The organism is Plantibacter sp. CFBP 13570, assembly GCF_014841395.1.
Classification (GTDB): Bacteria; Actinomycetota; Actinomycetes; order Actinomycetales; family Microbacteriaceae; genus Plantibacter; species Plantibacter auratus.
In genome coordinates, this window is sequence record NZ_JACYTW010000058.1 from 1 (window position 1) to 22,552 (window position 22,552).

Annotated in this window: 22 protein-coding genes; 15 read left to right on the forward strand and 7 right to left on the reverse strand. The window is 70.2% G+C overall.

Features of this window, described 5'->3' with window-relative positions; translation table 11 throughout:
* The 6 genes from IFT89_RS16135 to trhO all read right to left on the reverse strand — a co-directional run.
* On the reverse strand, positions 1-443 hold a 443-nt coding region (locus IFT89_RS16135), incomplete at its 3' end, for an alcohol dehydrogenase catalytic domain-containing protein (RefSeq protein ID WP_202939456.1).
* A 102-nt stretch (positions 444-545) separates the two neighbouring features.
* Complete coding sequence (locus tag IFT89_RS16140; protein WP_202939457.1) at positions 546-1,370, reverse strand: ABC transporter permease subunit; 825 nt, start codon at positions 1,368-1,370, stop codon at positions 546-548.
* Positions 1,367-2,272, reverse strand: coding sequence for an ATP-binding cassette domain-containing protein (locus tag IFT89_RS16145; RefSeq protein ID WP_137244235.1), 906 nt, complete (start codon positions 2,270-2,272; stop codon positions 1,367-1,369). The genes IFT89_RS16140 and IFT89_RS16145 overlap by 4 nt, the downstream gene beginning before the upstream one ends.
* Positions 2,273-2,513: 241 nt before the next feature.
* Entirely contained in the window at positions 2,514-3,467 is a 954-nt protein-coding gene (locus IFT89_RS16150) for an L-lactate dehydrogenase (protein WP_202939458.1), read from the reverse strand.
* Positions 3,468-3,614: 147 nt separating this feature from the next.
* Entirely contained in the window at positions 3,615-4,088 is a 474-nt protein-coding gene (locus IFT89_RS16155) for an SRPBCC family protein (protein WP_202939459.1), read from the reverse strand.
* Positions 4,089-4,100: 12 nt separating this feature from the next.
* A complete protein-coding gene (trhO, locus tag IFT89_RS16160) occupies positions 4,101-5,084 on the reverse strand; it encodes an oxygen-dependent tRNA uridine(34) hydroxylase TrhO (protein ID WP_202939460.1) in 984 nt (327 codons plus the stop codon).
* Positions 5,085-5,234: 150 nt separating this feature from the next.
* On the opposite strand from trhO, the gene IFT89_RS16165 reads away from it, so the two are divergent.
* The 5 genes from IFT89_RS16165 to IFT89_RS16185 all read left to right on the forward strand — a co-directional run bounded on the left by IFT89_RS16165 (position 5,235) and on the right by IFT89_RS16185 (position 9,384).
* A complete protein-coding gene (locus tag IFT89_RS16165; protein WP_202939461.1) occupies positions 5,235-6,416 on the forward strand; it encodes a thiolase family protein in 1,182 nt (393 codons plus the stop codon).
* 33 nt (positions 6,417-6,449) lie between these two features.
* Positions 6,450-7,229, forward strand: coding sequence for a 3-hydroxyacyl-CoA dehydrogenase (locus tag IFT89_RS16170; protein ID WP_086475200.1), 780 nt, complete (start codon positions 6,450-6,452; stop codon positions 7,227-7,229).
* 49 nt (positions 7,230-7,278) lie between these two features.
* Positions 7,279-8,112 carry an enoyl-CoA hydratase/isomerase family protein gene (locus tag IFT89_RS16175; RefSeq protein WP_202939462.1) on the forward strand — a complete coding sequence of 278 codons (834 nt, stop codon included), beginning with the start codon at positions 7,279-7,281 and terminating at the stop codon, positions 8,110-8,112.
* The gene (locus IFT89_RS16180) at positions 8,109-8,933 is read left to right on the forward strand and encodes an SDR family oxidoreductase (protein ID WP_064294896.1); all 825 of its coding nucleotides are present in this window, start codon (positions 8,109-8,111) and stop codon (positions 8,931-8,933) included. The genes IFT89_RS16175 and IFT89_RS16180 overlap by 4 nt, the downstream gene beginning before the upstream one ends.
* A 118-nt stretch (positions 8,934-9,051) precedes the next feature.
* Entirely contained in the window at positions 9,052-9,384 is a 333-nt protein-coding gene (locus IFT89_RS16185) for a helix-turn-helix domain-containing protein (RefSeq protein WP_137244229.1), read from the forward strand.
* 85 nt (positions 9,385-9,469) lie between these two features.
* On the opposite strand, the gene IFT89_RS16190 is transcribed toward IFT89_RS16185, so the two are convergent.
* A complete protein-coding gene (locus tag IFT89_RS16190) occupies positions 9,470-9,931 on the reverse strand; it encodes a hypothetical protein (protein WP_137244228.1) in 462 nt (153 codons plus the stop codon).
* A gap of 218 nt (positions 9,932-10,149) precedes the next feature.
* Here IFT89_RS16190 and IFT89_RS16195 point away from each other — a divergent pair, with 218 nt between their 5' ends.
* The 10 genes from IFT89_RS16195 (at position 10,150) to IFT89_RS16235 (ending at position 22,417) form a co-directional block, all read left to right on the forward strand.
* Positions 10,150-11,724, forward strand: coding sequence for an MmgE/PrpD family protein (locus tag IFT89_RS16195; RefSeq protein ID WP_202939463.1), 1,575 nt, complete (start codon positions 10,150-10,152; stop codon positions 11,722-11,724).
* 31 nt (positions 11,725-11,755) lie between these two features.
* Complete coding sequence (gene prpB / locus IFT89_RS16200; RefSeq protein WP_079706378.1) at positions 11,756-12,655, forward strand: methylisocitrate lyase; 900 nt, start codon at positions 11,756-11,758, stop codon at positions 12,653-12,655.
* A 124-nt stretch (positions 12,656-12,779) separates the two neighbouring features.
* Positions 12,780-13,904: a bifunctional 2-methylcitrate synthase/citrate synthase gene (locus IFT89_RS16205; RefSeq protein ID WP_202939464.1), complete on the forward strand. Its 1,125-nt coding sequence runs from the start codon at positions 12,780-12,782 to the stop codon at positions 13,902-13,904.
* Between the two features lie 69 nt (positions 13,905-13,973).
* The gene (locus tag IFT89_RS16210; protein WP_202939465.1) at positions 13,974-15,800 is read left to right on the forward strand and encodes a hypothetical protein; all 1,827 of its coding nucleotides are present in this window, start codon (positions 13,974-13,976) and stop codon (positions 15,798-15,800) included.
* Positions 15,801-16,044: 244 nt separating this feature from the next.
* Positions 16,045-18,054, forward strand: a complete 2,010-nt coding sequence (locus tag IFT89_RS16215) for a hypothetical protein (protein ID WP_202939466.1) — start codon at positions 16,045-16,047, stop codon at positions 18,052-18,054.
* Positions 18,055-18,139: 85 nt separating this feature from the next.
* Positions 18,140-18,574 (forward strand): hypothetical protein, encoded by a 435-nt coding sequence (locus tag IFT89_RS16220; RefSeq protein WP_202939467.1) that lies wholly within the window; start codon positions 18,140-18,142, stop codon positions 18,572-18,574.
* Between the two features lie 119 nt (positions 18,575-18,693).
* Positions 18,694-19,041 carry an acyl-CoA thioesterase gene (locus IFT89_RS20850; protein ID WP_307783531.1) on the forward strand — a complete coding sequence of 116 codons (348 nt, stop codon included), beginning with the start codon at positions 18,694-18,696 and terminating at the stop codon, positions 19,039-19,041.
* 12 nt (positions 19,042-19,053) lie between these two features.
* Positions 19,054-19,245 (forward strand): hypothetical protein, encoded by a 192-nt coding sequence (locus tag IFT89_RS20855; RefSeq protein WP_307783532.1) that lies wholly within the window; start codon positions 19,054-19,056, stop codon positions 19,243-19,245.
* Positions 19,246-19,383: 138 nt separating this feature from the next.
* Positions 19,384-21,333 (forward strand): hypothetical protein, encoded by a 1,950-nt coding sequence (locus tag IFT89_RS16230; RefSeq protein ID WP_202939468.1) that lies wholly within the window; start codon positions 19,384-19,386, stop codon positions 21,331-21,333.
* A gap of 88 nt (positions 21,334-21,421) precedes the next feature.
* On the forward strand, positions 21,422-22,417 hold the full coding sequence (locus IFT89_RS16235) for a DNA-3-methyladenine glycosylase family protein (protein WP_244650768.1): 996 nt from the start codon (positions 21,422-21,424) through the stop codon (positions 22,415-22,417).
* Positions 22,418-22,552: the final 135 nt, after the last annotated feature.

Genomic DNA, 22,552 nt, shown 5'->3' on the forward strand with positions numbered 1-22,552 from the left:
CTGCCGTGCTCGAGCGCGAGCACGGCGAGGGCCGCGGTGTACCCGGCGGTGCCGATCGCGGCGGCCTGTGCGCTCGAGACGTGGTCGGGGACGCGGACGAGCGCGTCGGACCGCACCTTCGCGCGCTCGGAGAGCCCGCCGTACCGGGTCTCGCTCAGGCCGTCACCGAACAGGGCCACGCGGTCGCCGGCCGTCCACGCGGGATCACTCGACGCTGCGACGACGCCGACGAGGTCGATGCCCGCGACCATCGGGAACGACCGCACGACGCCCGGCTTCCCGGTGAGGACGAGGGCGTCCTTGTAGTTGATGCTCGAGTACTCGACGTCGACGGTGACGGCGGCGTCGGGCAGCGAGTCGTCGGGGAGGTCGCGGAGGTCGACCGTCCGGGTGGGCTTGCCACCCTCGTGCTCGACCTGCTCGACGAGGTATGCGCGGCCCATGGTGCTCCTGTCTCCGGTGCGGTGACCGGTCGGTGGCTGTCCGTCGAGCCTACGCCTCCCCACCGAGGGGCTGCCTGGCTCGAGCCAGCGCGCGCACCCTGCCTAGGTGACGTCGCGGCGCCAGGTCGTGGCGTAGCCGATGAGCGCGACGACGACCCCGATACCGAGGAGGACGAGTCCGCCCTGCCACCAGGTCAGCGCGTCCTGCTGAGCGGACATCATCGAGTAGAAGCTCGGTCCGACGAGCGCGTCCGTCGCGGCACCCGGCAGGAACCGGCCGATGGACGCGGTGACCTCGGAGAACGAGGAGGCGAGGCGCAGCAGCGGCTCGACGAACTGCGTGAAGGCCAGCACGACGATGATCGCGCCCACCTGGCTCGGCAGCACCGCCCCGAGACCGACGCCGATCGCACCCCACAGGGCCATCGCGAGCACCGCACGACCGATGAGCGCCCAGGTGTCGGAGTCGGTCAGCATCGGATCGATGCCGCTGATGGACAGGGCGCCGCCGCCGAGACCGACGGACGCGACAAGCGCGATCACGCCGTACAGTGCGCCGACCCCGGTCAGTGCCAGGACCTTGCCGACGAGGACGTGGCCGCGGTTCGGGTTCGCGAGGAACGTCGGCGTCAGGCTCTGATGCCGGAACTCGCCGGTCGTGGCGAGGGCACCGAGCAGGACGGGGAAGACGTACCCGATGCTCGTCGCGAAGCCGTAGATGAGACCGGGTTGGGTGAGCATCTCGCTCGTCGCCTGCGCCCCGGCCCCGCTGGACTCGGCCGCGCCCGGGATGTTGGCGAAGAGGAGCGCCGCCCCGGCCGCGGCGAAACCGACGTACACGAACAGGATGAGCGCGAGGCCCCACCACACGCGGGTGGTGAACACCTTGAGGAACTCGGAGCGGATGGCTGCCAGAAGGGAGGTCATGCGTGGTCCTCCCCACCGCTGACGAGCGCGAGGAACGAATCCTCGAGCCCTGATCGATGCCGCGACAACGCACTGAGCGGAATGCCGGCGGCGAGCGCGACCCGGCCGATGTCGATCGCCTCCACATCGTGCACGACGAGCCCCGAGCGGGCCTGGTCGAAGGTGTACCCCGCGGCGGTCAGCGCCGTGGCGAGCCGCTCGTGCTCCGGGGAGTTCACGACGACGCGGAGGGTGTCGGCGGCGTCGAGGCTCGCGAGCGTGCCCACGTGCGCGAGCCGCCCCTTCGCGATGATCACGACCTCGTCGACGGACTGCTGCACCTCGCTGAGCAGGTGCGAGCTGATGAGGACGGTCCGCCCTTCGGCCGCGAGTGCGGTGAGGAAGCCGCGGATCCACTTGATCCCCTCGGGGTCGAGCCCGTTGATCGGTTCGTCGAGGACGAGCACACCGGGGTCGCCGAGGAGCGCGGTCGCGAGGCCGAGCCGTTGTCGCATGCCGAGTGAATATCCGGCGACGCGTCGGTCGGCGACCTCGAGCAGGCCGACCTGCGCGAGCACGACGTCCACCCGGCTCGCCGGCAGACGCGCTGCCGAAGCGTGCACGCGCAGGTGGTTGCGGGCGGTGCGGCCGGGGACGAAGCTCGCCGCCTCGAGAGCCGCTCCGACGGTCGCTGCTGGGACCGGCAGCTTGGCGTAGGGGACACCGCCGAAGGTCGCCCTCCCCGACGTCGGTTGCACGAGGCCGAGCAGCATGCGCAGGGTCGTCGTCTTCCCGGCTCCGTTCGGGCCGAGGAAGCCGGTGACCTTGCCCGGTTCCACGTGGAACGTCAGGTCGTCGACCGCCTGCACCGCCCCGAAGGATTTCGAGAGTCCATCGAACTCGATCGTCACGCCAGCGGTCATCCGGTGCCTCCCCAGGGGCGCGGCCGGATCCGCGCCTCGTCCTGCAACGCTATCGGGGCCGACACCGGTTGCACATCGGCCGCTCGGGGGAGATCCGGCAACTCCGGACATCGGTACCGAACCGCCCCAACTCAGGAGTGCGCATGGCGTGTCGCGTTGACACGCCGGGCGGTGACCCCGACACGCCGGGGCGCTCCTGAGTTGGGGAACGGGGGAGGGGAAGGGTCAGGGAGGTCGGCTGCTACAGCCCGAGGGAGTCGAGCGACGCGCGGACCGCAGCGGCCGAGTCGGCGAACTGCTGCTCCTCGCGGGGCGACATCGCGACCTCGACCACCGAGCGGACGCCCGAGCGGTCGACGGTGCTCGGCACCGACAGGGCGACGCCGCTGACGCCGTGGTACCCGTCGAGCACGGTGCTCACCGGCAGGATCGCGTGCTCGTCGCCGAGGATGGCCTCGACGATGCGAGCACCCGACAGCCCGATCGCGTAGTTCGTCGCGCCCTTGCCCTCGATGACGCGATAGGCGGCCGTCCGGACGTCGGTCGCGATCTCGTCGAGCTGCTGCTCCGTGAAGCGCGAGCCGTCGGGCAGCTCCCAGTCGAGGATCGGGACGGGGCCGATGGTCGCCTGCGACCACAGCGGCAGTTCGCTGTCGCCGTGCTCGCCGACGATGAGCGCGTGCACCGCCGAGGTCGCGACACCCGCACGCTCAGCCAGCAACCAGCGCAGCCGGGAGGTGTCGAGGACGGTGCCGGAGGAGAAGACGCGTTCGCGCGGCAGCCCCGTGATCTGCTGGGCCGCGACGGTGAGGACGTCGCACGGGTTCGTGACGAGCATGTAGACGGCGTCCGGCGCCTGCTCGACGAGTTTCGGGAGCAGCTGCTCGAGGATGCGGATGTTCGTTCCAGCGAGGTCGAGTCGGGTCTGGCCGGGCTCCTGCTTCGCGCCGGCCGTGATCACGACGACGTCCGCATCGGCCACGACCGAGATGTCGTCACCGCCCGTGATGCTGCTCGAACCGGTGAACTGCGTCCCGTGGGCGAGGTCGAGGACCTCGGCCGAGGCGCGCTTGCCGTCGATGTCGTAGAGCGCCACCCGCCGGGCGCTGCCGCGGATGAGCGAGGCGTAGGCGAGGGATGAACCGACGCTCCCCGCCCCGATGATGGCCAGTTTCGACTTCGTGCGAGCACCCATGGCTCCATCTTGGCAGGGGCGCATGTGCGTGGTCGGGGCGTGGCACGACGAGTGTCGGGTTATCTCGATGTCGAGGTATCCGACGCCCTTCGACAGGCTCAGGGACCGTACCGCCCCACCCTCCGGTCGCTGAGCCCCACCCTCCGGTCACTGAGCTTGTCGAAGTGCCGCAGCCAGCCACCGGTTCCGCGACTCGATGAGCCGTCGCAGGTGCCGGGTGAGCGCGACGTGTTCGGCCACGACGCCGAGCGGACCGAACGGCGCTGCGAACGTGACGTCGTCGAGCATGATGGTCCGCGCCGTCCCCATCGGGCGCTCGAGTGGTTCGAAGAGGTGGACGTGGCGGAATGTCCGGAACGGACCGGACACCTGCTCGTCGGTGAACCGGTGGGGTTCCTCGAACGCGGTGATCCGACTCGTCATCGTCCACGGCACACCGAAGTGCTTCGCCCGCCAGGTGACGGTTTCACCGAGACCGATGAGGCCGGAGGTCACGCCGCCGACCGCCCGTTCACCGGTGTCGGCCATCGATCCGAGGTGGGCGTCGATCGACCGCGAGAGGTCGAAGGCCTGCTGCATCGTCCCGGAGAGCTCGGTGCGGAGGCGGAAGTGGGCGGTCATGACGGTGGCGGCTCAGGCGGGCTGGCCGGCGCGAGCATCGGTGGAGACGTCGGCCCCGGTGTGCACGGCGCATCGCGGGCCGCCGTCGGGCCCGTCCGCGTGCGCCTCGCACACGACCAACTGCGTCTTGCAGGAGGGGTCGGCGCAGTTCTGCAGGTGCTTCGTCGACGCGTCGCAGACGACACAGTGCCCGATGACGGCCGCGTGATCACTGAACTCGAGCGAGCCCCGCTTGTCGAACACGTACAGGGATCCCTCCCACAGGCCGTCGTCGCCGAATTGCTCGCCGTACCGGACGATGCCGCCGTCGAGCTGGTACACCTCGCCGAAGCCGCGAGAACGCATGAGTCCTGAGAGCACCTCGCAGCGGATGCCGCCCGTGCAGTAGGTGACGACCGGCTTGTCCTTGAGGTGGTCGTACTTGCCACTGTCGAGCTCGGCGACGAAGTCACGGGTGGTCGCGACATCGGGGACGACCGCGCCGGCGAACCGCCCGATCTCGGCCTCGAACGCATTCCGACCGTCGAAGAACACGACGTCGTCGCCACGCTCCGCGACGAGCTCGTGCAGTTCCGTCGGCTGCAGGTGCACCCCGCCGCCGGTGACACCGTGCTCGTCCACCACGAGCTCACCGGGGGCGCCGAAGGAGACGATCTCCTCGCGCACCTTCACGCTGAGCTTCGGGAAGTCGCTACTCCGACGCCAGGGCGCTGGCCGGTGCCTGGCCGTGCGGACGGGGTCGTCCTCGTCGAAGCCGGAGCCGTCGCTCCACTTCACGTCGAGGTCGCGGAACGCGGGGTGCTCCTTCGTCTTGCGGACGTAGAGCTTGCAGGCGTCGAGCTCGCCGCCGACGGTGCCGTTGATGCCGTCCTTCGAGATGAGGATGCGGCCACGGAGACCGAGCGACTCGCAGAGGTCGCGCTGCCACAGCCGGATCGCCTCCGGGTCCGCCAGGGGAGCGAACGCGTAGTACAGGAGGATCTTCGGGTCGGCCACCGCTCAATCGTACGCGGCGCCGACCGCGGATCGTCGGGCCGGCCCAGCGGACACGGACGTTCCGGTCCCTCGCTTGTCGAAGGGCCACAACCGCCGCCGTCCACGAAGGCGCCAGGCCTAGGGTGGACGCAGACCTCGAAGGAGATGGCTATGCGCACTGCAGTGATCGTCGACGCGATCCGGACACCGTCCGGCCGGGGCAAACCGGGCGGTGCGCTGAACGCCGTGCACCCGACGGACCTCCTCGCCGGCACGATCCGTGCGCTCGTGGAGCGGACCGGCATCGATCCCGCGGTCATCGAGGACGTCTACGCCGGCTGCGTCACCCAGTCCGGCGAGCAGGGGCAGAACATCGCGCGGAACGCGGCGCTCGCCGCAGGCCTCCCACAGGAGACCCCCGGCACCACCATCGACCGGCAGTGCGGCTCCAGCCAGCAGGCCACCACCTTCGCCGCGCAGAGCATCATGTCGGCGGGTGACGACGTCGTCATCGCCTGCGGTGTCGAGTCGATGAGTCGGGCGCCGATGGGGTCCAACGTGCAGGGCGCAGACCCGTTCGGGTCTGCCCTCCGCGCTCGCTTCCCCGAGGGCCTCGTCGGCCAGGGCGTCTCCGCCGAACTCATCGCCGCCCGCTGGAACCTCAGCCGCGACGAACTCGACGCCTTCGCCGCCCGCTCCCACGAGCGCGCAGCATCGACCTGGGCGTCCGGCGGCTTCGACGGCGAGGTCGTCGCCGTCACCCTCCCGGACGGCTCCGTCGTCACGACCGACGAGACGGTCCGAGCCGGAACGACCCCCGAGGCGCTCGCCGGACTCCCCGCCGTCTTCCGCGACGAGCGGCTCGCGGCGCGCTTCCCGGAGATCGCCTGGCGGATCACCCCGGGGAACGCCTCGCCTCTCACCGACGGCGCGTCCGCAGCGCTCATCATGAGCGAGGTCCGGGCGATCGAGCTGGGGCTCACACCGCGTGCGCGCTTCGTCTCCTTCGCCGCGGTCGGGAGCGACCCGATCGAGATGCTCACCGGCATCCTCCCCGCCACCCGCCGCATCCTGGAGCGCAGCGGGCTCGACATCGACGACATCGACGCGTTCGAGGTCAACGAGGCGTTCGCGTCCGTCCCGCTCGCGTGGCAACGCGAGTTCGGGGTGGACGACGACCGGCTCAACCCGCGTGGCGGGGCGATCGCCCTCGGGCACCCGCTCGGCGCCTCCGGGACGAAGCTCCTCGCCACCCTCCTCGGCCAGCTCGAGGCGACCGGCGGCCGGTACGGTCTGCAGACGATGTGCGAGGGCGGCGGTATGGCCAACGCGACGATCATCGAGCGCCTCTGATGGGCGCGCCCACCAGGTGAAGGGAACCACGACATGGATGTGACCGGTAGTTCGGCGATCGTCACCGGCGGCGCCTCGGGACTCGGATTCGCGACCGCGACGCGGCTGGCCGGTGCCGGTGCGCGCGTCGTGCTCGTCGACCTCCCCGGTTCACCCGGGGCGGAGCGGGCCGAGGAGCTCGGCGGGTTCGCGACCTTCGTGCCCGCCGACGTCACCGACGGCGAGCAGGTGCAGGCGGCGGTCGAAGCGGCGGTGTCGCGTGGCCCGCTGCGGGTCGTCGTGAACTGCGCCGGCATCGCACCACCGGCGAAGGTGCTCGGCCGCGACGGTCCGGCGGACCTCGACGCCTTCGAACGCGTCCTCCGCGTCAACGTCCTCGGCACCTTCAACGTCATCCGGCTGACCGCCGACGCGATGCAGCACAACGATCCGGACGGCGACCCCGCCGACGGCGCCGGGGACCGCGGCGTCATCATCAACACTGCGTCCGTCGCCGCCTTCGACGGACAGATCGGCCAGCCCGCCTACGCCGCGTCCAAGGGGGCGGTGCACTCGATGACGCTGCCGATCGCCCGCGAGTTGGCACGCTTCGGGATCCGGGTCGTGACGATCGCGCCCGGCATCATGGAGACGCCCATGCTCGCCGGACTGCCCGAGGCGGCGCAGGAGTCGCTCGGGCACCAGGTGCCGTACCCGGCCCGCCTCGGCCGTCCCGACGAGTACGCCGCACTCGCGCTGCACATCGTCGAGAACGGCTACCTCAACGGTGAGACGATCCGCCTCGACGGCGCGATCCGGATGGCGCCGAAATGACCGGCTCTCCGATGCCGACGAACCCATCCACCGACCAGGGAGCCACTCCGTGACCAGCGACGACACCATCCTCTTCGAGGTGAGCGACGGCCTCGCGCACCTCACGCTCAACCGGCCCGCGAGCCTCAACGCGATCGACGACCGTGCGGCCAGACGGTGGCGCGACCTCGCCCTGGAGATCGCGGAGCGCGACGACATCCGGGCGGTCCTGTTCGACGCCAACGGACCGGCGTTCTGCGCGGGCGGCGACGTCCTCGCGATGTCGCGGATGGGTGACGGCAGCGCAGGATCGACGGGCGCCTTCGTCACCGAACTCGCCGACATCATCCACGAGGGCCACCGGACCCTGCAGTCGGTCGCGAAGCCGATCGTCGCCGCCGTCCAGGGGGCTGTCGCGGGCGGCGGACTGGGGTTCATGCTCGTCGCCGACGTGATCATCGCGTCCGACCGGGCGAAGTTCGTGAGCAAGTACGCCGACATCGGCCTCACGCCCGACTGCGGCGTGAGCACCCTGCTGCCCGAGGCGGTCGGCATGCGTCGGGCGCTCGAACTCACCCTCGGCCCGCGGATGCTGAGCGCCGAGGAGGCACTCGACTGGGGGCTCGTGACCGAGGTGGTCCCCGCCGAGCGGCTCGACGCCCGCGCCCGCGAGGTGGCCGCGTTCTGGTTGACCGGAGCCACGGCCGCGTTCGGTCAGGCGAGGCGACTGCTGCGCGAGAGTGCCGCCCGCGGCTACCAGGACGCCCTCGACGACGAAGCCCGCACGATCGGCGCGGCGATCGAGACGCCCGAGTCGGTCGCGCGCGTCGCAGCGTTCGCCGCCGCGTCGGCGAAGCGCGCCGCCGCGTCGACCACCACCACCCCGAAGGAGCCCACCGCATGACCACCCTCGCCGGCAAGACCATCCTCATGTCCGGCGGCAGCCGCGGCATCGGCCTCGCGATCGCCCTGCGTGCCGCCCGCGACGGCGCGAACGTCGCGATCCTCGCCAAGACCGACACGCCCGATCCCCGCCTCGAGGGGACGATCCACACCGCAGCGGACGCGATCCGCGAGGCCGGTGGGCAGGCGCTCCCGATCCTCGGCGACGTCCGGAACGACGACGACATCACGCGGGCCGTGTTCGAGACGGCCGGTGAGTTCGGCGGCATCGACATCGTCGTCAACAACGCGAGCGTCATCAGCCTCGCGCGCACCCTCGATCTCGACGCGAAACGGTACGACCTCATGCAGGACGTGAACGTGCGTGGCACATTCATGCTGTCGCGGGCGGCCATCCCCATGCTGAAGGACGCGGAGAACCCGCACATCCTGTCGCTGTCACCACCGCTCAACCTCGACCCGAAGTGGCTCGGCGCGCACACCGGCTACACACTCGCGAAGTACGGCATGTCGATGGTGACGCTCGGTCTCGCTGCCGAGTTCGGACGCGACGGCATCGCCGCGAACACGCTCTGGCCGAAGACGACGATCAAGACGGCGGCGGTCGGCAACATCCTCGGCGGCGAGGCCCTCCTGGCGAAGAGTCGCACCCCGGAGATCTACGCCGACGCGGCCTACGAGGTCCTGACGGCGTCGGCGCGTGAGCTCACGGGTCGGTCGCTCATCGTGGAGGACGTCCTCGCGGAGGCCGGGGTCACCGACCTCGCGAAGTACTCACCGGGCGTCGACGAGTCGGAGCTCTACCCCGACATCTTCCTGTAGCGGACGGCTCGCCCTGTCCGCTGACGGCAGAACGCGTGCTCCCCGAGCCTGGCCGAGCCGCGCCTACAGTGAGAGCACGCGGTCACGGAGCCCGCGCCCGCAGCCGAAAGGAGTCGCCATGTTGTACCGCGAAGCCCTCGGCGCGGCCCTGCGTACGCGTCGCCTCGAACAGGGGCGCACCCTGCAGGACGTCGCGACCGCCGCAGCCGTCTCGACGCCCTACCTGTCGGAGATCGAACGCGGCCGGAAGGACGCCTCCTCCGAGGTGGTGGTGACCATCGCCGACGCGCTCCGCACCCGCCTCGACGCGCTCATGTTCGACATCGCCGACCGCTTCGAGACCGCGGCGGCTCCGATCGTCGTCGAGTTGCCGCAGGCCGAGGACGCGCTCGCCGACGCGACGATCACCCCGTTGCGCCCCGCGGCCGACCCACAGCTGCTCGCCGCCTGACGCCGACCGTCGGCGATCGTCCGGACACGGTGCTGCGTCCCGTCCGGTGACGGCCAGCCGCTCGCTCGGCCCACCGCTCCCTCCCTCAGCCGCGGGCGAGTGCCTCGAGGGTCTCGTGGAGGAGCGGCTCGGCCGTCTCCCACGTCGTGTCCGCGTCCCAGGCACCGAGGTCGGTGACCTCGGTATGGCGGCCGGCCTGGTGCTTCGGCTCGGGATCGCCCGGGAGCCGCAGCCGCTGGGTGAACCCTCCGGTCGTCCGGTCGAAGTCGAGCACGTGGAAGGCGACGTTCCGGTTCCAGTCCTCGGACGGCCACGAGATGAAGTTCACGCGCACCCGCTCAGCGGACAGCGGCCCCTCGGCGACGTAACTGCCGGGGTGGTCCTCGCCCGGCGACAGGATGCGGTATGCGCCGTTCGAGCAGTAGAGCAGCAGGGCCGGCACGAACGGCTTCTCCGCGAACAGTTCGGTGTAGTGGAGCGCCTCGGCTCGGACCACGTCGCCGAACAGGTGCGGGGTCTGTGGTGCCCCAGGGGTGTGCATCGGCACGGTCGTCTCCTTCGGTTCGTCAGGGTCAGTATGCGTGTCACTCTGGCCGCGGCCGCCGTATGCGCGGTGTACGCGGGCTGGGTGGATGCGGAGAACGAGGCTGGTATTCCACGGCGCCAGGAGATCGGCGCGACAGCAGGACCGTTCCACGCGAAATGTCCTGTTCCCGGGCGGTTCTCCTGCTGCGGCGCGACGGACCCGCGGGCGTAGGCTGGAGGATGCGACGCCCCGCAGCACACTCGGACGGGCCGCACCCGAAAGGAACACCCGTGATCCAGCACCACCTGCGCGTCCACCGCAGCGACGAGAACCTCGCCCGCGAAGGACAGCTCGCCTGGCAGCTCGCCCGCGTCGCGACCGATCCGGTGGAGGTGACGCCCGAGGTCGTCGACATGATCATCAACCGGGTGATCGACAACGCCGCCGTCGCAGCCGCCTCGCTCACGCGCCGGCCCGTCTCCTCGGCTCGCGCCCAGGCGCTCAGTCACCCCGTCAGCACCGGCGGCGACGGTGCCACCGTGTTCGGGCCCGACCTCGCCCGCCGCGTCTCCCCGGAATGGGCGGCCTGGGCCAACGGCGTCGCCGTGCGCGAGCTCGACTTCCACGACACCTTCCTCGCCGCCGAGTACTCGCACCCGGGCGACAACATCCCGCCCATCGTCGCGGTGGCCCAGCACGTCGGCTGCACGGGCGCCGACCTCGTCCGCGGGATCGCGACCGGCTACGAGATCCAGATCGACCTCGCGAAGGCGATCAGCCTGCACCGACACAAGATCGACCACGTCGCACACCTCGGCCCGAGCGCCGCGGCCGGCATCGGCACGATGCTCGGCCTCGACCAGGCCACCATCCACCAGGCGATCGGCCAGGCGCTCCACACCACGACGGCCACCCGCCAGTCGCGCAAGGGCGAGATCTCCACCTGGAAGGCGCACGCTCCCGCGTTCGCCGGCAAGATGGCGGTCGAGGCCGTCGACCGGGCGATGCGCGGCGAGACCAGCCCGTCGCCGATCTACGAGGGCGAGGACGGCGTGGTCGCCTGGCTGCTCGACGGCCCCGACGCCTCCTACGACGTCCCGTTGCCCGGCGCCGGTGAGCCGAAGCTCGCGATCCTCGACTCCTTCACGAAGGAGCACTCGGCGGAGTACCAGGCGCAGGCGTGGATCGACCTCGCCCGCAAGCTGCACCACGAGCACCCGGAAGTCCTCGCCCCCGGAGCCGTGGACCGCATCGTCCTCCACACCTCGCACCACACGCACTACGTCATCGGCTCCGGCGCGAACGACCCGCAGAAGTACGACCCGACGGCGTCGCGCGAGACCCTCGACCACTCCATCCCCTACATCGTCGCGGTGGCGCTGCAGGACGGCGCGTGGCACCACGTCGACTCCTACCGTCCCGAACGCGCCACCCGAGCCGACACCGTCGAGCTGTGGCACCGGATCTCGACGGCGGAGGACGCTGAGTGGACGCGCCGCTACCACTCGCTCGACCCGGCCGAACAGGCGTTCGGCGGGCGCATCGAGATCACGCTCACGGACGGGTCGACCATCGTCGACGAGATCGCCGTCGCCGATGCCCACCCGCTCGGCGCCCGGCCGTTCGCGCGCGCCGACTACGTCCACAAGTTCCGCACGCTCGCCGCCGACGTCCTCGATGCGGAGGAGATCGAGCGTTTCCTCGCGCTCGCCGAACGCCTCCCGGAGCTCGACGCCGACGAGGTCAAGCAGCTGAGCATCCAGGCCGCCTCCGGGGTCCTCGCCTCGGCACCCCACCCGACCGGCCTGTTCTGATGCCGGCCGACCTCCAGAAGGGACTGTGCTGATGCTGTACAGCGAGACCACGCCGGCGGAGAAGCGCCGGCTGTTCCGCGAGCGACTCGCCACCGGTGAGCTGCTGCGCTTCCCGGGCGCGTTCAACCCGCTCTCGGCGAGGCTCATCGAGCAGAAGGGCTTCGACGGCGTCTACATCTCCGGCGCGGTGCTCTCCGCCGACCTCGGGCTGCCCGACATCGGACTGACGACCCTCACCGAGGTCGCCGGTCGCGCCAAGCAGATCGCCCGGATGACCGAGCTGCCCGCGATCGTCGACGCCGACACCGGCTTCGGGGAGCCGATGAACGTCGCGCGCACCGTCCAGGAGATCGAGGACGCCGGGCTCGCCGGGCTGCACATCGAGGACCAGGTCAACCCGAAGCGCTGCGGCCACCTCGACGGCAAGCAGGTCGTCGACACCTCCACCGCGCTCGGCCGGATCCGTGCCGCCGTCGACGCCCGGCGCGATGCGAACCTGCTCATCATGGCGCGCACCGACATCGCCGCCGTCGACGGTCTCGACGCCGCGATCGACCGGGCCAAGCAGCTCGTCGACGCCGGAGCCGACGCGATCTTCCCCGAGGCGATGCGGTCGCTCGAGGAGTTCGCCGCCGTCCGCGACGCGGTCGACGTGCCGATCCTCGCCAACATGACGGAGTTCGGCAAGAGCGAGCTGTTCACGAGTCAGCAGCTCGCCGATGTGGGCGTGAACATCGTCATCTGGCCGGTGTCGCTCCTCCGCATCGCGATGGGCGCCGCGGGTCGCGCGCTCGACACGCTGAACGACGAGGGCTCGCTCACGAGCAAGCTCGGTGAGATGCAGCACCGTGCCGACCTCTACGAACTGATCGACTACGAGGGCTACAACCGCTTCGACACCTCGGTCTTCAACTTCACCATCGACCGGTAGGCGTCCCCTCACCGGTGAACACCACCTGGGTCTCCGCTCCCCGAGCTTGTCGGAGGGCCAGCCGGGTGCCAAGCTCGACCGACGCGCGCAGGACGCGCGCAGGCAGTACGCAAAGGAGCAACGCATGACCGAAGCGACCAGCGACATCAAGAAGGGTCTCGCCGGCGTCGTCGTCGACGTGACGAGCGTCTCGAAGGTGAACCCGGAGACGAACTCCCTGCTCTACCGCGGGTATCCGGTCCAGGAGCTCGCCGAGCACTGCAGCTTCGAGCAGGTCGCCTACCTGCTCTGGAACGGTGAACTGCCCACGGACGCCGAACTCGCGGAGTTCACTGCGTTGGAGCGGGGCCAGCGCGCGCTCGACGACAACGTCAAGGCGGCCATCGACCTCCTCCCGACCGAGAGCCACCCCATGGACGCCCTCCGCACGGCCGTCAGCGTGATCGGTGCGAACGACCCGACCGCCGAGGTCAACACCCCCGAGGCCAACGCGGTGAAGGCCGCGAGCCTGTACGCGAAGCTACCGGCGATCGTCGCCTACGACCAGCGCCGCCGCCACGGCCTCGAGCTCGTCCCGCCGCGCGACGACCTCGGCTACAGTGCGAACTTCCTCTTCATGACCTTCGGAGAAGAAGCCGATCCGGTCGTCGTCGACGCGTTCGACGTCTCGATGATCCTCTACGCGGAGCACTCCTTCAACGCGTCGACGTTCACCGCCCGGGTCATCACCTCGACCCTCAGCGACCTGTACTCGGCGGTCACCGGCGCGATCGGCGCGCTCAAGGGCGCCCTGCACGGTGGGGCGAACGAGGCCGTCATGCACGTCTTCGACGAGATCGGGACGGCTGACCAGGCCAGCGCGTGGCTCGACGCGGCGCTCGCCGAGAAGCGCAAGATCATGGGCTTCGGACACCGGGTCTACAAGAACGGCGACTCGCGCGTGCCGACGATGCTCAAGGCGTTGGAGCGGCTCGCCGAGCACTACGGCAAGCCCGAGATCCTCGAGCTGTACACGACGCTCGAAGCGGACATGGTCGCGCGGAAGAACATCAAGCCGAACCTCGACTACCCCTCGGGCCCGGCGTACAACCTGATCGGGTTCGACACGGTCACGTTCACGCCGCTGTTCGTCGCCGCTCGGATCATCGGGTGGACGGCGCACATCGCCGAGCAGCTCGCGTCGAACGCGCTCATCCGTCCGCTGTCCGAGTACGTCGGGCCCGACGAGCGGCACGTGCCGACCGACTGAGGGGCGAGTTCTCCACAGATTCGGCGGCAGCCCCCACGGCGATATTCCAGATGAGTAGCCTCGGTCCTCGTGACTGCTCTGATTCGTGCTCCGCGCTCCCTGTTCCTGCGATCCACACTCTCGGCCGTGGTCGCTGCGACCATCCTGCTCACCGCGGTGGGACTCCCGGTCCCGGCGTCCGCCGCTCCGCCAGTCGGGTCCATCGCGGACCCACAGGAGCACGACGACGGAGCCGGTGACGCGTTCGGCACCGGGGACGTCCCCGGTGCGTCGGGCGCCGTGGCCCCTTCGGCAGGCACGTCGAGGGTGATCGGCAAGCTCGTCCTGCAGAACCGTTCCACCGGATCTTCGGCGTACGTCGGGCTCTCCGCGCCGGAGTCGGGTCGGAACGTCCAGCGGCTGTACTCGTCCTCGGTGGGCGGAGCAGCGTCGCTCGCGGGGACGTATTCCCTCCCTGCCGTCGGTGCGGCCGGGCCGATCACCGGCACGGGAACCTCTTCGGCGCTCTGCCTGACGCCCGCGGGCGACGGCTCCCGGGCGCTCGTCGCAGCCCGGACGTGCACCGGGGCCCCGTCGCAGGACTTCGAGTGGCGGTACGTCTCGAACAAGTGGGTCGCCGGCTACGCGCTGTACCCGGTGTCGAGTCCGTACTCCCTGGGCGGGACGGACACCGACACCTTCGTCGAGCTCACGATGGACGCGCTCACCGACGTCGTCGTGGAGTCGCAGCTGGCTCCGATCGAGCCGTTCGAACTGCGGACCCCGGCGATCGGCGCCACGGTGGACACACCGACCCCCACGTTCAGCGGTATCGGGCAGCCCGGATCGTCCATCTCGATCCGCACCGACGCGCAGGTCCTGCTCGCGACCACGAGCGTCCCCCTGGACTCCACGTCCTGGTCGGTTCCGTCGATCCGGCTCGAGCCCGGCCGCTACACGGGAACCGCGAGCCAGAGCGGAACCGGGTCGGATGTCCAGGTGCGTTTCGACTTCACGGTCTCGGCGCCGCTCGCGCCCGGCGCCTCGATCCCCACGCCGACGCTCGCCCCCGGTCAGTCCGTGGAAGTGGAGGCGACGTTCAACGCCGATGCCGGTGGTCAGCGCATCGACGTCTACCACCCGGCGAACACGCGGATCACTGCGGTCGACCACCCGGCCTTCACCCTCGACGCGTTGGGCATCGGGGGTGTCTTGCCGGTCGGCGCGACCACGCTGAGGTTCACGCTGCGGGCGAACGACGACGCTCCCGTCGGCGAGGCCACGGGCGGCAAGGTCACCTACGGTTCCTCCCGCATCACGATCGCCGACTTCACGGCGAACATCGTCCGTGCGCCGGACGAGCCGATCGCCCCTCTGGTGGTCGAGTCGCCGAGGCGCGGCGAGACGATCACTGAGACGACCCCCGTGTTCAGTGGGACCGGCGAGCCGGGTTCGCGCATCGAGATCCGTGGCGCGTGGGGCGACGTCCTCGGCTCGGTGGAGCGGGTCGACGCGAGCGGTGCGTGGTCGATCACGTGGAACAAGAGCCTCCTCCCGAGCCGGTATGCCGGAGGCACCGTGAAGCAGTTCGTGGACGGGGTACCGACGCACACCTTCGTCTACGACTTCACCCTCGTGCAGCCGCAGCTCGTCGTGACATTGCCGACGTTCGGCGACACGATCACGGGCACTCGTCCGGTGTTCACCGGTACCGCGAACCCGGGGGCGCGGGTGCAGATCACGGGCGCGTGGGGCACCGATCTCGGCTCCGCGATCGCCGACCCGCGCACCGGGGAGTGGACCATCACCTGGCCGCGTGACTACCTCCCGGCGCGCTATTCCGGGGGCATCGTGACCGAGACGGTCGGCGGGAAGGTCATCGGCTCGACCGGGTACGACTTCACCCTCACCCGCTGATCCACCGGGCCGCCGATGCGACGAACCGTCATCGGCCCGGCGTGTGCGGGGCGTGAACATGGCGGTGTCATCTCCATGTTCGACTCAAATGTACCGTGCTGATATATCTGCTAACTTGATCCAGCTCGAGCGCGCCCGATCGGGTGACCGTCTCGCTGTGGTGACGGCTTCGAGCGATCATCTGGTAAACGAAAGGTTGCTTCCTCCCCTCATGAAGCTCATGACATCTCTTCTCACACTCTGCATGCTGGCAGTCACCCCGGCCGGTGCCACGTGGGGCTCCGCCTCGGTCGGCGAGCCGACCTCGCCGGCTTCCACAGCTGCAACCCCGACCGCTGAGTCGGTCGACAGCGGAGCACCGCTCGCTGGCAAGTTCGTGTTGTGGCGTCCTGGGAGCGACGGCTACTACGGTCTCGCCCCAGGGGCCGAGGGCTCGCTTGTCGCCGCCACGGAGATCGGGGGAGTGACCCGGGCGGAGGCGCTCGACTCGGCAGCCGAGGCACTCTTTCCTGCGCTCGGGGCCACCGGCCCGATCCGAGTGGGCGAACGCTGCCTCGTGCCTGGTGTGCTGATCGGGGGAAGCCGCACCGTCGCCCTGGGCGATTGCTCGGCGGGAGACGTCTACGACGTCACGATGGACCACAGTGGGCGTATCGAGTTGGGCGACCGCGTCGTGAGCTCCATCAAATGGTCAGGCGGGGGGTATCCGACTCACCTGATCTTCGACGACGGGCCCACGTGGCTGGGGTACCAGTTGGACCTGACGCTCTACCTCGACCCGACGGTCTCCGTTCCGGTGCCCGCGGTGTCACGCGGGCAGGCGGCTGTCGTCGAAGCGACCTTCGGTGCGGACGCTGGAGGCCAGCGGATCGACATCGCCCCACCGGCCGGGACGACGATCACGGCGGTCGACGATCCGGCATTCTCGGTTTCGTCGAGCGGGCTGACCGGCACCCTTCCCGTCGGTTCCACCTCGTTGCGGTTCACCCTGACCGCCGACGAGGACGCACGACTCGGCGCTGCGCGGGGTGGGCGCATCACCTGGGGCGACCGACGCGTACAGATCGCTGAACTCCAGGCGTGGGTTGGCGAAGCGCCCGCCGTCAGCGTGCCAGACGTCGCGGTGATGCAGGGGGCGACGGTCGACGTGCCGCTAGCGTTCAACGAGACGGCGACCGGTGCGACGGAGATCGTGGTGCCGGCCGGGTTCGCGTCGGGGACGGCGACGGGCGGGTTCACCTGGGACGCGGCGCTGCCGGGGTTCCGTGGCACGGTGACGGGGACGAACCGGGACGTCGCGCTGACGTTGACGGCGAAGGCCGATGCGCCGGTCGGGGCGGCCGAGGGTCGGGTGACCCAGGCGGGTTCTGGCTTGAACCAGGTCTGGTCCGCCACGTTCGAGTCCGCTGCTCCGGCGCCCGTCGCGCCGCTGGTGGTGGAGTCGCCGAAGTCCGGCGACACGATCCGTGAGACGACCCCGGTGTTCCGGGGGACGGCGCAGCCGGGTTCGAGGATCGTGATCCGCGGGCTGTGGGGCGGGGTGCTCGGATCGGTTGAGGAGGTCGCCGCGAACGGTGCCTGGTCGATCAGGTGGAACAAGGACCTGCTGCCGGGACGGTATGTCGGCGGCACGGTGGAGCAGTCCGTGGTCGGTGCTCCGACCCAGACCTTCGTCTACGACTTCACGATTGCAGCGTCGAGCGTCACTCCGTTGCTGGTCACGTCTCCGACGATCGGCGAGACGGTCACCGAGACGTCCCCGGTGTTCACCGGGACCGGCCAGCCTGGCGCGCGGATCGAGATCCGGGGTGCGTCCGGTGCCGTCCTCGGCGAGGTTGACGAGGTCGACTCGAGTGGGGCGTGGTCGATCACATGGAACAAGAGTCTGCTTCCGAACCGCTATGTCGGGGGAACGGTGAAGCAGTTCGTGGACGGGGCCGTGACGCACACGTTCGTCTACGACTTCACGATCGTCCAGCCCCGACTCGTCGTCACCTCGCCGAAAGTCGGCGACACCCTCACCGGCACCAGGCCGGTGTTCACCGGTACGGCGAACCCGGGGGCGCGGGTGCGGATCACGGGCGCGTGGGGCACCGACCTCGGCTCCGCGATCGCCGACCCACGGACCGGGGAGTGGACCATCACCTGGCCGCGTGACTATCTCCCGGCGCGGTACTTCGGCGGCACCGTGACCGAGACCGTCGGCGGCAAGGTCATCGCCTCGTCCGGGTACGACTTCACCCTCACCCAGTGAGCTGACCATCGGGCCGCCGGCCCGGTGTCACTGCACCGGGCCGGCGGCTCCTGCCTCCCCCTACCGAGCCTCCGAAGGAGCACCCATGTCCAAGCAACCCACCCTCCTCGCCGCCGCGGGCCTCGCCATCGTCGCCCTCGCCGGATGCACCGACGCGGATGCGACGTCGACGTCGAGCGCGTCACCGACGACTGCCGCCGAATCCACCACCGGTTCCGAGTACGCGATCCCCGACGTCACCGGTGAGTGCGTTGACGGCACGGCGACCATCGTCGACGACAGCTCCAACGTGACCATCGACGGCGACTGCGAGACCGTCGTGGTGGAGGCCTCCAACGGCATCGTGACCGTGACGGGAGCCGTCGTGAACCTCTCGTTCAACAGCTCCATCACCCTCGTGAACGTCTCGACCGTCGACAACGTCACGTTCGTCGAAGGAGCCAACGGCAACAAGGTCGCGACCTCGTCGGCCCCGGTGGTCACCGACAGCGGGGAGGGCAACACCGTCGGCGCTGACTAGTTCGCGGGCACTGCCGCTTGTGCCAGGAATCGCTTGTCGGGCCGTCTCGGAGCGGCCTCGTTGTCGGGGTCGGACAACGACGTCGCACGTGATGGGGCTGTCGGGATACGGTCGCATCCGTGCACCTCATCTTCCGCACCATCGCCATGTTCCTGCAGTCTCGCCGTCGAGCCCGTCGCGGCGAGCGCCTCGACACCTGGGACGTCGGTCGGATCCGGCTGCGCGTGCTGCCGACCGATCTCGACGTCCTCGGCCACATGAACAACGGTGTGTACCTCTCGATCTTCGATCTCGGCCGCTTCGACCTCCTGATCCGGAACGGACTCTGGGATCGCTTCAAGCACCTGGGCTGGTACCCGGTGGTGTCGAGTGAGAGCATCACCTTCCGGAAGTCGCTGCAGCCCTGGCAGCGCTTCACCGTCGAGACCCGGGTCACGGGCTATGACGACAAGGGCGTGTTCATCTAACACCGGGTGGTCGTGGGCGGGGAGATCTACACACAAGCCCTCGTGCGAGGTCGGTTCCTCAAGCGCACGGGCGGCGTGGTGGCGCTCTCGGAACTCATCGAGCTCACCGGCCCGGCTCCAACCGACCTGCCTGCGTGGCAGGCGCAGTGGGCGAGGGATGTGGCCCTGCCGCCCACGAAGGCACCGGCTCCCAGCGACTGGTGACTCGCAGTCGGTCGACATACTGGATTAAGCAACTGGAATACTTGTAGGCTGACCGCGTTCGTTCGCGAACGCTCCGCCGGTGCGTCCGGACGTCCCTCCCTCGGGTCGTCTCGGGCGCACCCTTGCGAAAGGTCGCCCATGAAACTCCCCATCCCCATCGCCATCGTCAGTCTGCTCGGCATGACGGTGAGTCTGCTCACCGGTCCGGCCGCCCGGGCCACCGAGCCGGCGCCTGACACGACCCCGGCGGTGTCCTCGGTCGAGGGCAGGTTCGTCGGCCAGGCGTTCCCCTCCGGCTCGGACGCCTTCTTTGCGGTCGGTGGCTCGACGGACGTCCTGAACCCGGCCAGGGTGACGCTGCACGCCACGCTCGACCAGGCGCTCGCCGCATCCGGCCGCTGGACGTTCCCGTCGGTGGACGCGTCCGGTCCGGTCACGACCACGGTCGGAGGCGTCACGAGGTGCCTCCAGCCTGATCCGTCGCAGGCCTACAAGTACGTGTACCCGGCGGTCTGCACCGGCTCGACCGCGCAGCAATGGGGCTGGGAGGTCTTCGCGAACGACCGTGTCAGCGGATACGGCCTCGTCTCGAACGGCGGAGCAGGCGGCTTCCTTCGTCAGTTCGACGGCAGGCTGGCCGTGGGCGGGTTCGGCTCGGTCGTGGATGCCGACCGGGTCACCCCGGAGGGACTCGATCCCGTCCCCGTCGCCATCCCGGTCACCCTCGAAGCGCCGACGCCCGGTTCCGTCGTCCGGGAGCCACGTCCCGTGTTCAGCGGGCGAGGCACGCCCGATGCGGTCGTCGAGGTCCTCGACTCGTCCGGCGGACCACTCGCCACGGCGACCGTCACCGCAGAGGGCACCTGGTCTGCCGTTCCGACCCGCGATCTCGCGCCCGGAGCGCAGTCCGGCACCGTTCGTCAACGCTCTGACGACTCGACCGCGAACTGGTCGCTGACCTACCGCGTCGTCACAGCGGTGACGGTCCGAACGCCCGCACTCGACGCCACGGTGGACGATCCGCGTCCGGTGTTCTCCGGTCTCGGAGAACCGGGCGCGCGGGTGACCGTCCTCGATGACACGACGGGTGTGACACTGGTCGACGTCGAGGTGGACGGAAGCGGCGCCTGGAGTCAGCAGTCACTCCGGACGCTCGAGCCGCGCGCGTACACCGCGACCGCGACGCAGGTCTTCGGGGAACAGCGCACCACGGCACCGCTCCGGTTCACCTATCGGGAGCCCACGCCCGAGCCGGGCCCGGTCGAGGACGTCACCCTGCTCTCGCCCGCCATCGGGGAGACCGTCGAGACCGCAGACCCGGTGTTCAGCGGTCGTGGAGAGCCGGGCGCGACCATCCGGGTGATCGGTGCCTGGGGTACGGAGATCGCTGCAGCCGAGGTCGGAGACGACCATCGCTGGGCGGCGCCGATCAACAAGAGCCTGACCCCCGGTCGGTACAGCGGCGGCTCGGTGCGCCAGGAGATCGACGGGGTGGAGCAGTCTCGCGCGCCGTACGACTTCACCGTGGCCGCCCACGCGGTCGTCGCACCGCTTGTCGTGGAGTCGCCCGCGAGCGGTGGCGTCATCTCCTCGTCGGTGCCCGTGTTCAGCGGCACGGCACAGCCCGGTGCGAGGCTCGAGATCTGGAGCGCCTGGGGCGATCTCGTCGGCACCACCGAGGCCGTCGCTGCGAGTGGACGCTGGACGATCAGCTGGAACAAGTCGCTGCTCCCCGCCCGGTACGCGGGTGGCACCGTCCGACAGATCATCGGCGGCGTCGAGACGCACCGCTCCGTCTACGACTTCACCGTCGCATCCGTCCTCAGGGTGACGTCGCCGAGGATCGGCGACACCCTCACCGGTACGCGGCCCGTGTTCACCGGCACGGCGACACCGCAGGCCGACATCGAGATCATCGGAGCCTGGGGCACCCGACTCGGGACGACGAAGGCCGACTCCTCGGGCTCGTGGACCGTCGAATGGAGTCGGGACTACCTCCCGGGCCGCTACCAGGGCGGACGCGTCGAGCAACGCGTGAACGGAACGTTCGTCGATCAGGCCGGGTATGACTTCCGCCTGGTGCGATAGCGGATCGGCGGCGGTCGGGGCGTCCTCGCGATCCTCAGCCGCCGTCGGCGTCGCCGGATGTCGGTGGTCACCACGTAGGGTGACCACCATGTCCGCCACCACATCGTTCGCCGCTCCATCGCTGTCGTCCGTCGAGGCCGCGCTGCAGCCGACCGGACCGGTGTCGCACGCGTCGGATCCGATACGGACGGTGTACCGGCCGAGTGGTCCACTCGACGTCCACAGCACCCTGCGCCTCATCGCCCGGGGAGGCGACGGCCCCTGTTACCGCCGCACGCCTGGCGGGGTCTGGCTGACGGCGCGCACCCCACAGGGCGGCGCGACCCTGTACGTCTCGACGGTCCGCGACGGCGAGGTCGAGGCGACCGCCTGGGGCACAGGAGCCGAGTGGATGATCGCCGGCGTGCCGGAGCTGCTCGGGCGCGACGACGACTGGTCGGAACTCGACGTGAGCCGGAGCCCGCTCCTCACCGAGGTGTCCCGGCGGAACCCGGGACTGCGGTTGAGTCGCAACCGGCTCGTGTTCGAGATGCTCGTGCCGTCGATCCTCGAGCAGAAGGTGACCGCACTCGAAGCGTGGCGTGCGTGGCGCCTGCTCGTGCGCCGACATGGCGATGTCGCTCCTGGTCCAGCCCCGGAGGGCATGGTCGTCGCGCCGTCCGCCGAGACCTGGCGGATGATCCCGAGCTGGGAGTGGCATACGGCGGGTGTCGGGCCGCAGCGCTCGGAGACGGTCGTGCGGTCGTCGCGACTCGCCTCCGCGATCGAGCGGACGATCGACGAGCACCCCGATGACGCGTCACGGCGCCTCCAGAGTCTGCCGGGCATCGGCGTGTGGACGGCCGCCGAGGTAACGCTCCGAGCGCACGGTGACCCCGACGCCGTGAGTGTCGGTGACTACCACCTCGCGGCCTCGGTGGGGCAGGCGCTCACCGGCTCACCCGTGGACGACGACGGCATGCTCGAACTGCTCGCTCCCTGGGCGGGTCACCGGCAGCGGGTGCTGCGGCTCATCGGTCGGAGCGGCATCCACAAGCCGCGTCGTGGCCCGAAGATCACCATCCAGGACCACCGTCACCACTGAGCGCGTCAGCGCGTTCTCCGGCGTGCGGGTCAGGCGTCCAGGACGGCCATCGCGGCGTTGTGCCCGCCGAGTCCGCTGACCGCGCCACCGCGTCGGGCCCCGGCGCCGCAGAGGAGGACGCGCGGGTGCGCCGTC

What these genes read in the sequence shown, in the direction of transcription:
- IFT89_RS16140 (WP_202939457.1), bottom strand. Translation starts at nt 1,370, where the DNA reads ATGACCTCCCTTCTGGCAGCCATCCGCTCCGAGTTCCTCAAGGTGTTC.
- IFT89_RS16145 (WP_137244235.1), bottom strand. Translation starts at nt 2,272, where the DNA reads ATGACCGCTGGCGTGACGATCGAGTTCGATGGACTCTCGAAATCCTTC.
- IFT89_RS16150 (WP_202939458.1), bottom strand. Translation starts at nt 3,467, where the DNA reads ATGGGTGCTCGCACGAAGTCGAAACTGGCCATCATCGGGGCGGGGAGC.
- IFT89_RS16155 (WP_202939459.1), bottom strand. Translation starts at nt 4,088, where the DNA reads ATGACCGCCCACTTCCGCCTCCGCACCGAGCTCTCCGGGACGATGCAG.
- IFT89_RS16165 (WP_202939461.1), top strand. Translation starts at nt 5,235, where the DNA reads ATGCGCACTGCAGTGATCGTCGACGCGATCCGGACACCGTCCGGCCGG.
- IFT89_RS16170 (WP_086475200.1), top strand. Translation starts at nt 6,450, where the DNA reads ATGGATGTGACCGGTAGTTCGGCGATCGTCACCGGCGGCGCCTCGGGA.
- IFT89_RS16180 (WP_064294896.1), top strand. Translation starts at nt 8,109, where the DNA reads ATGACCACCCTCGCCGGCAAGACCATCCTCATGTCCGGCGGCAGCCGC.
- IFT89_RS16185 (WP_137244229.1), top strand. Translation starts at nt 9,052, where the DNA reads ATGTTGTACCGCGAAGCCCTCGGCGCGGCCCTGCGTACGCGTCGCCTC.
- IFT89_RS16195 (WP_202939463.1), top strand. Translation starts at nt 10,150, where the DNA reads ATGCGACGCCCCGCAGCACACTCGGACGGGCCGCACCCGAAAGGAACA.
- prpB (WP_079706378.1), top strand. Translation starts at nt 11,756, where the DNA reads ATGCTGTACAGCGAGACCACGCCGGCGGAGAAGCGCCGGCTGTTCCGC.
- IFT89_RS16205 (WP_202939464.1), top strand. Translation starts at nt 12,780, where the DNA reads ATGACCGAAGCGACCAGCGACATCAAGAAGGGTCTCGCCGGCGTCGTC.
- IFT89_RS16215 (WP_202939466.1), top strand. Translation starts at nt 16,045, where the DNA reads ATGCTGGCAGTCACCCCGGCCGGTGCCACGTGGGGCTCCGCCTCGGTC.
- IFT89_RS16220 (WP_202939467.1), top strand. Translation starts at nt 18,140, where the DNA reads ATGTCCAAGCAACCCACCCTCCTCGCCGCCGCGGGCCTCGCCATCGTC.
- IFT89_RS16230 (WP_202939468.1), top strand. Translation starts at nt 19,384, where the DNA reads ATGAAACTCCCCATCCCCATCGCCATCGTCAGTCTGCTCGGCATGACG.
- IFT89_RS16235 (WP_244650768.1), top strand. Translation starts at nt 21,422, where the DNA reads ATGTCCGCCACCACATCGTTCGCCGCTCCATCGCTGTCGTCCGTCGAG.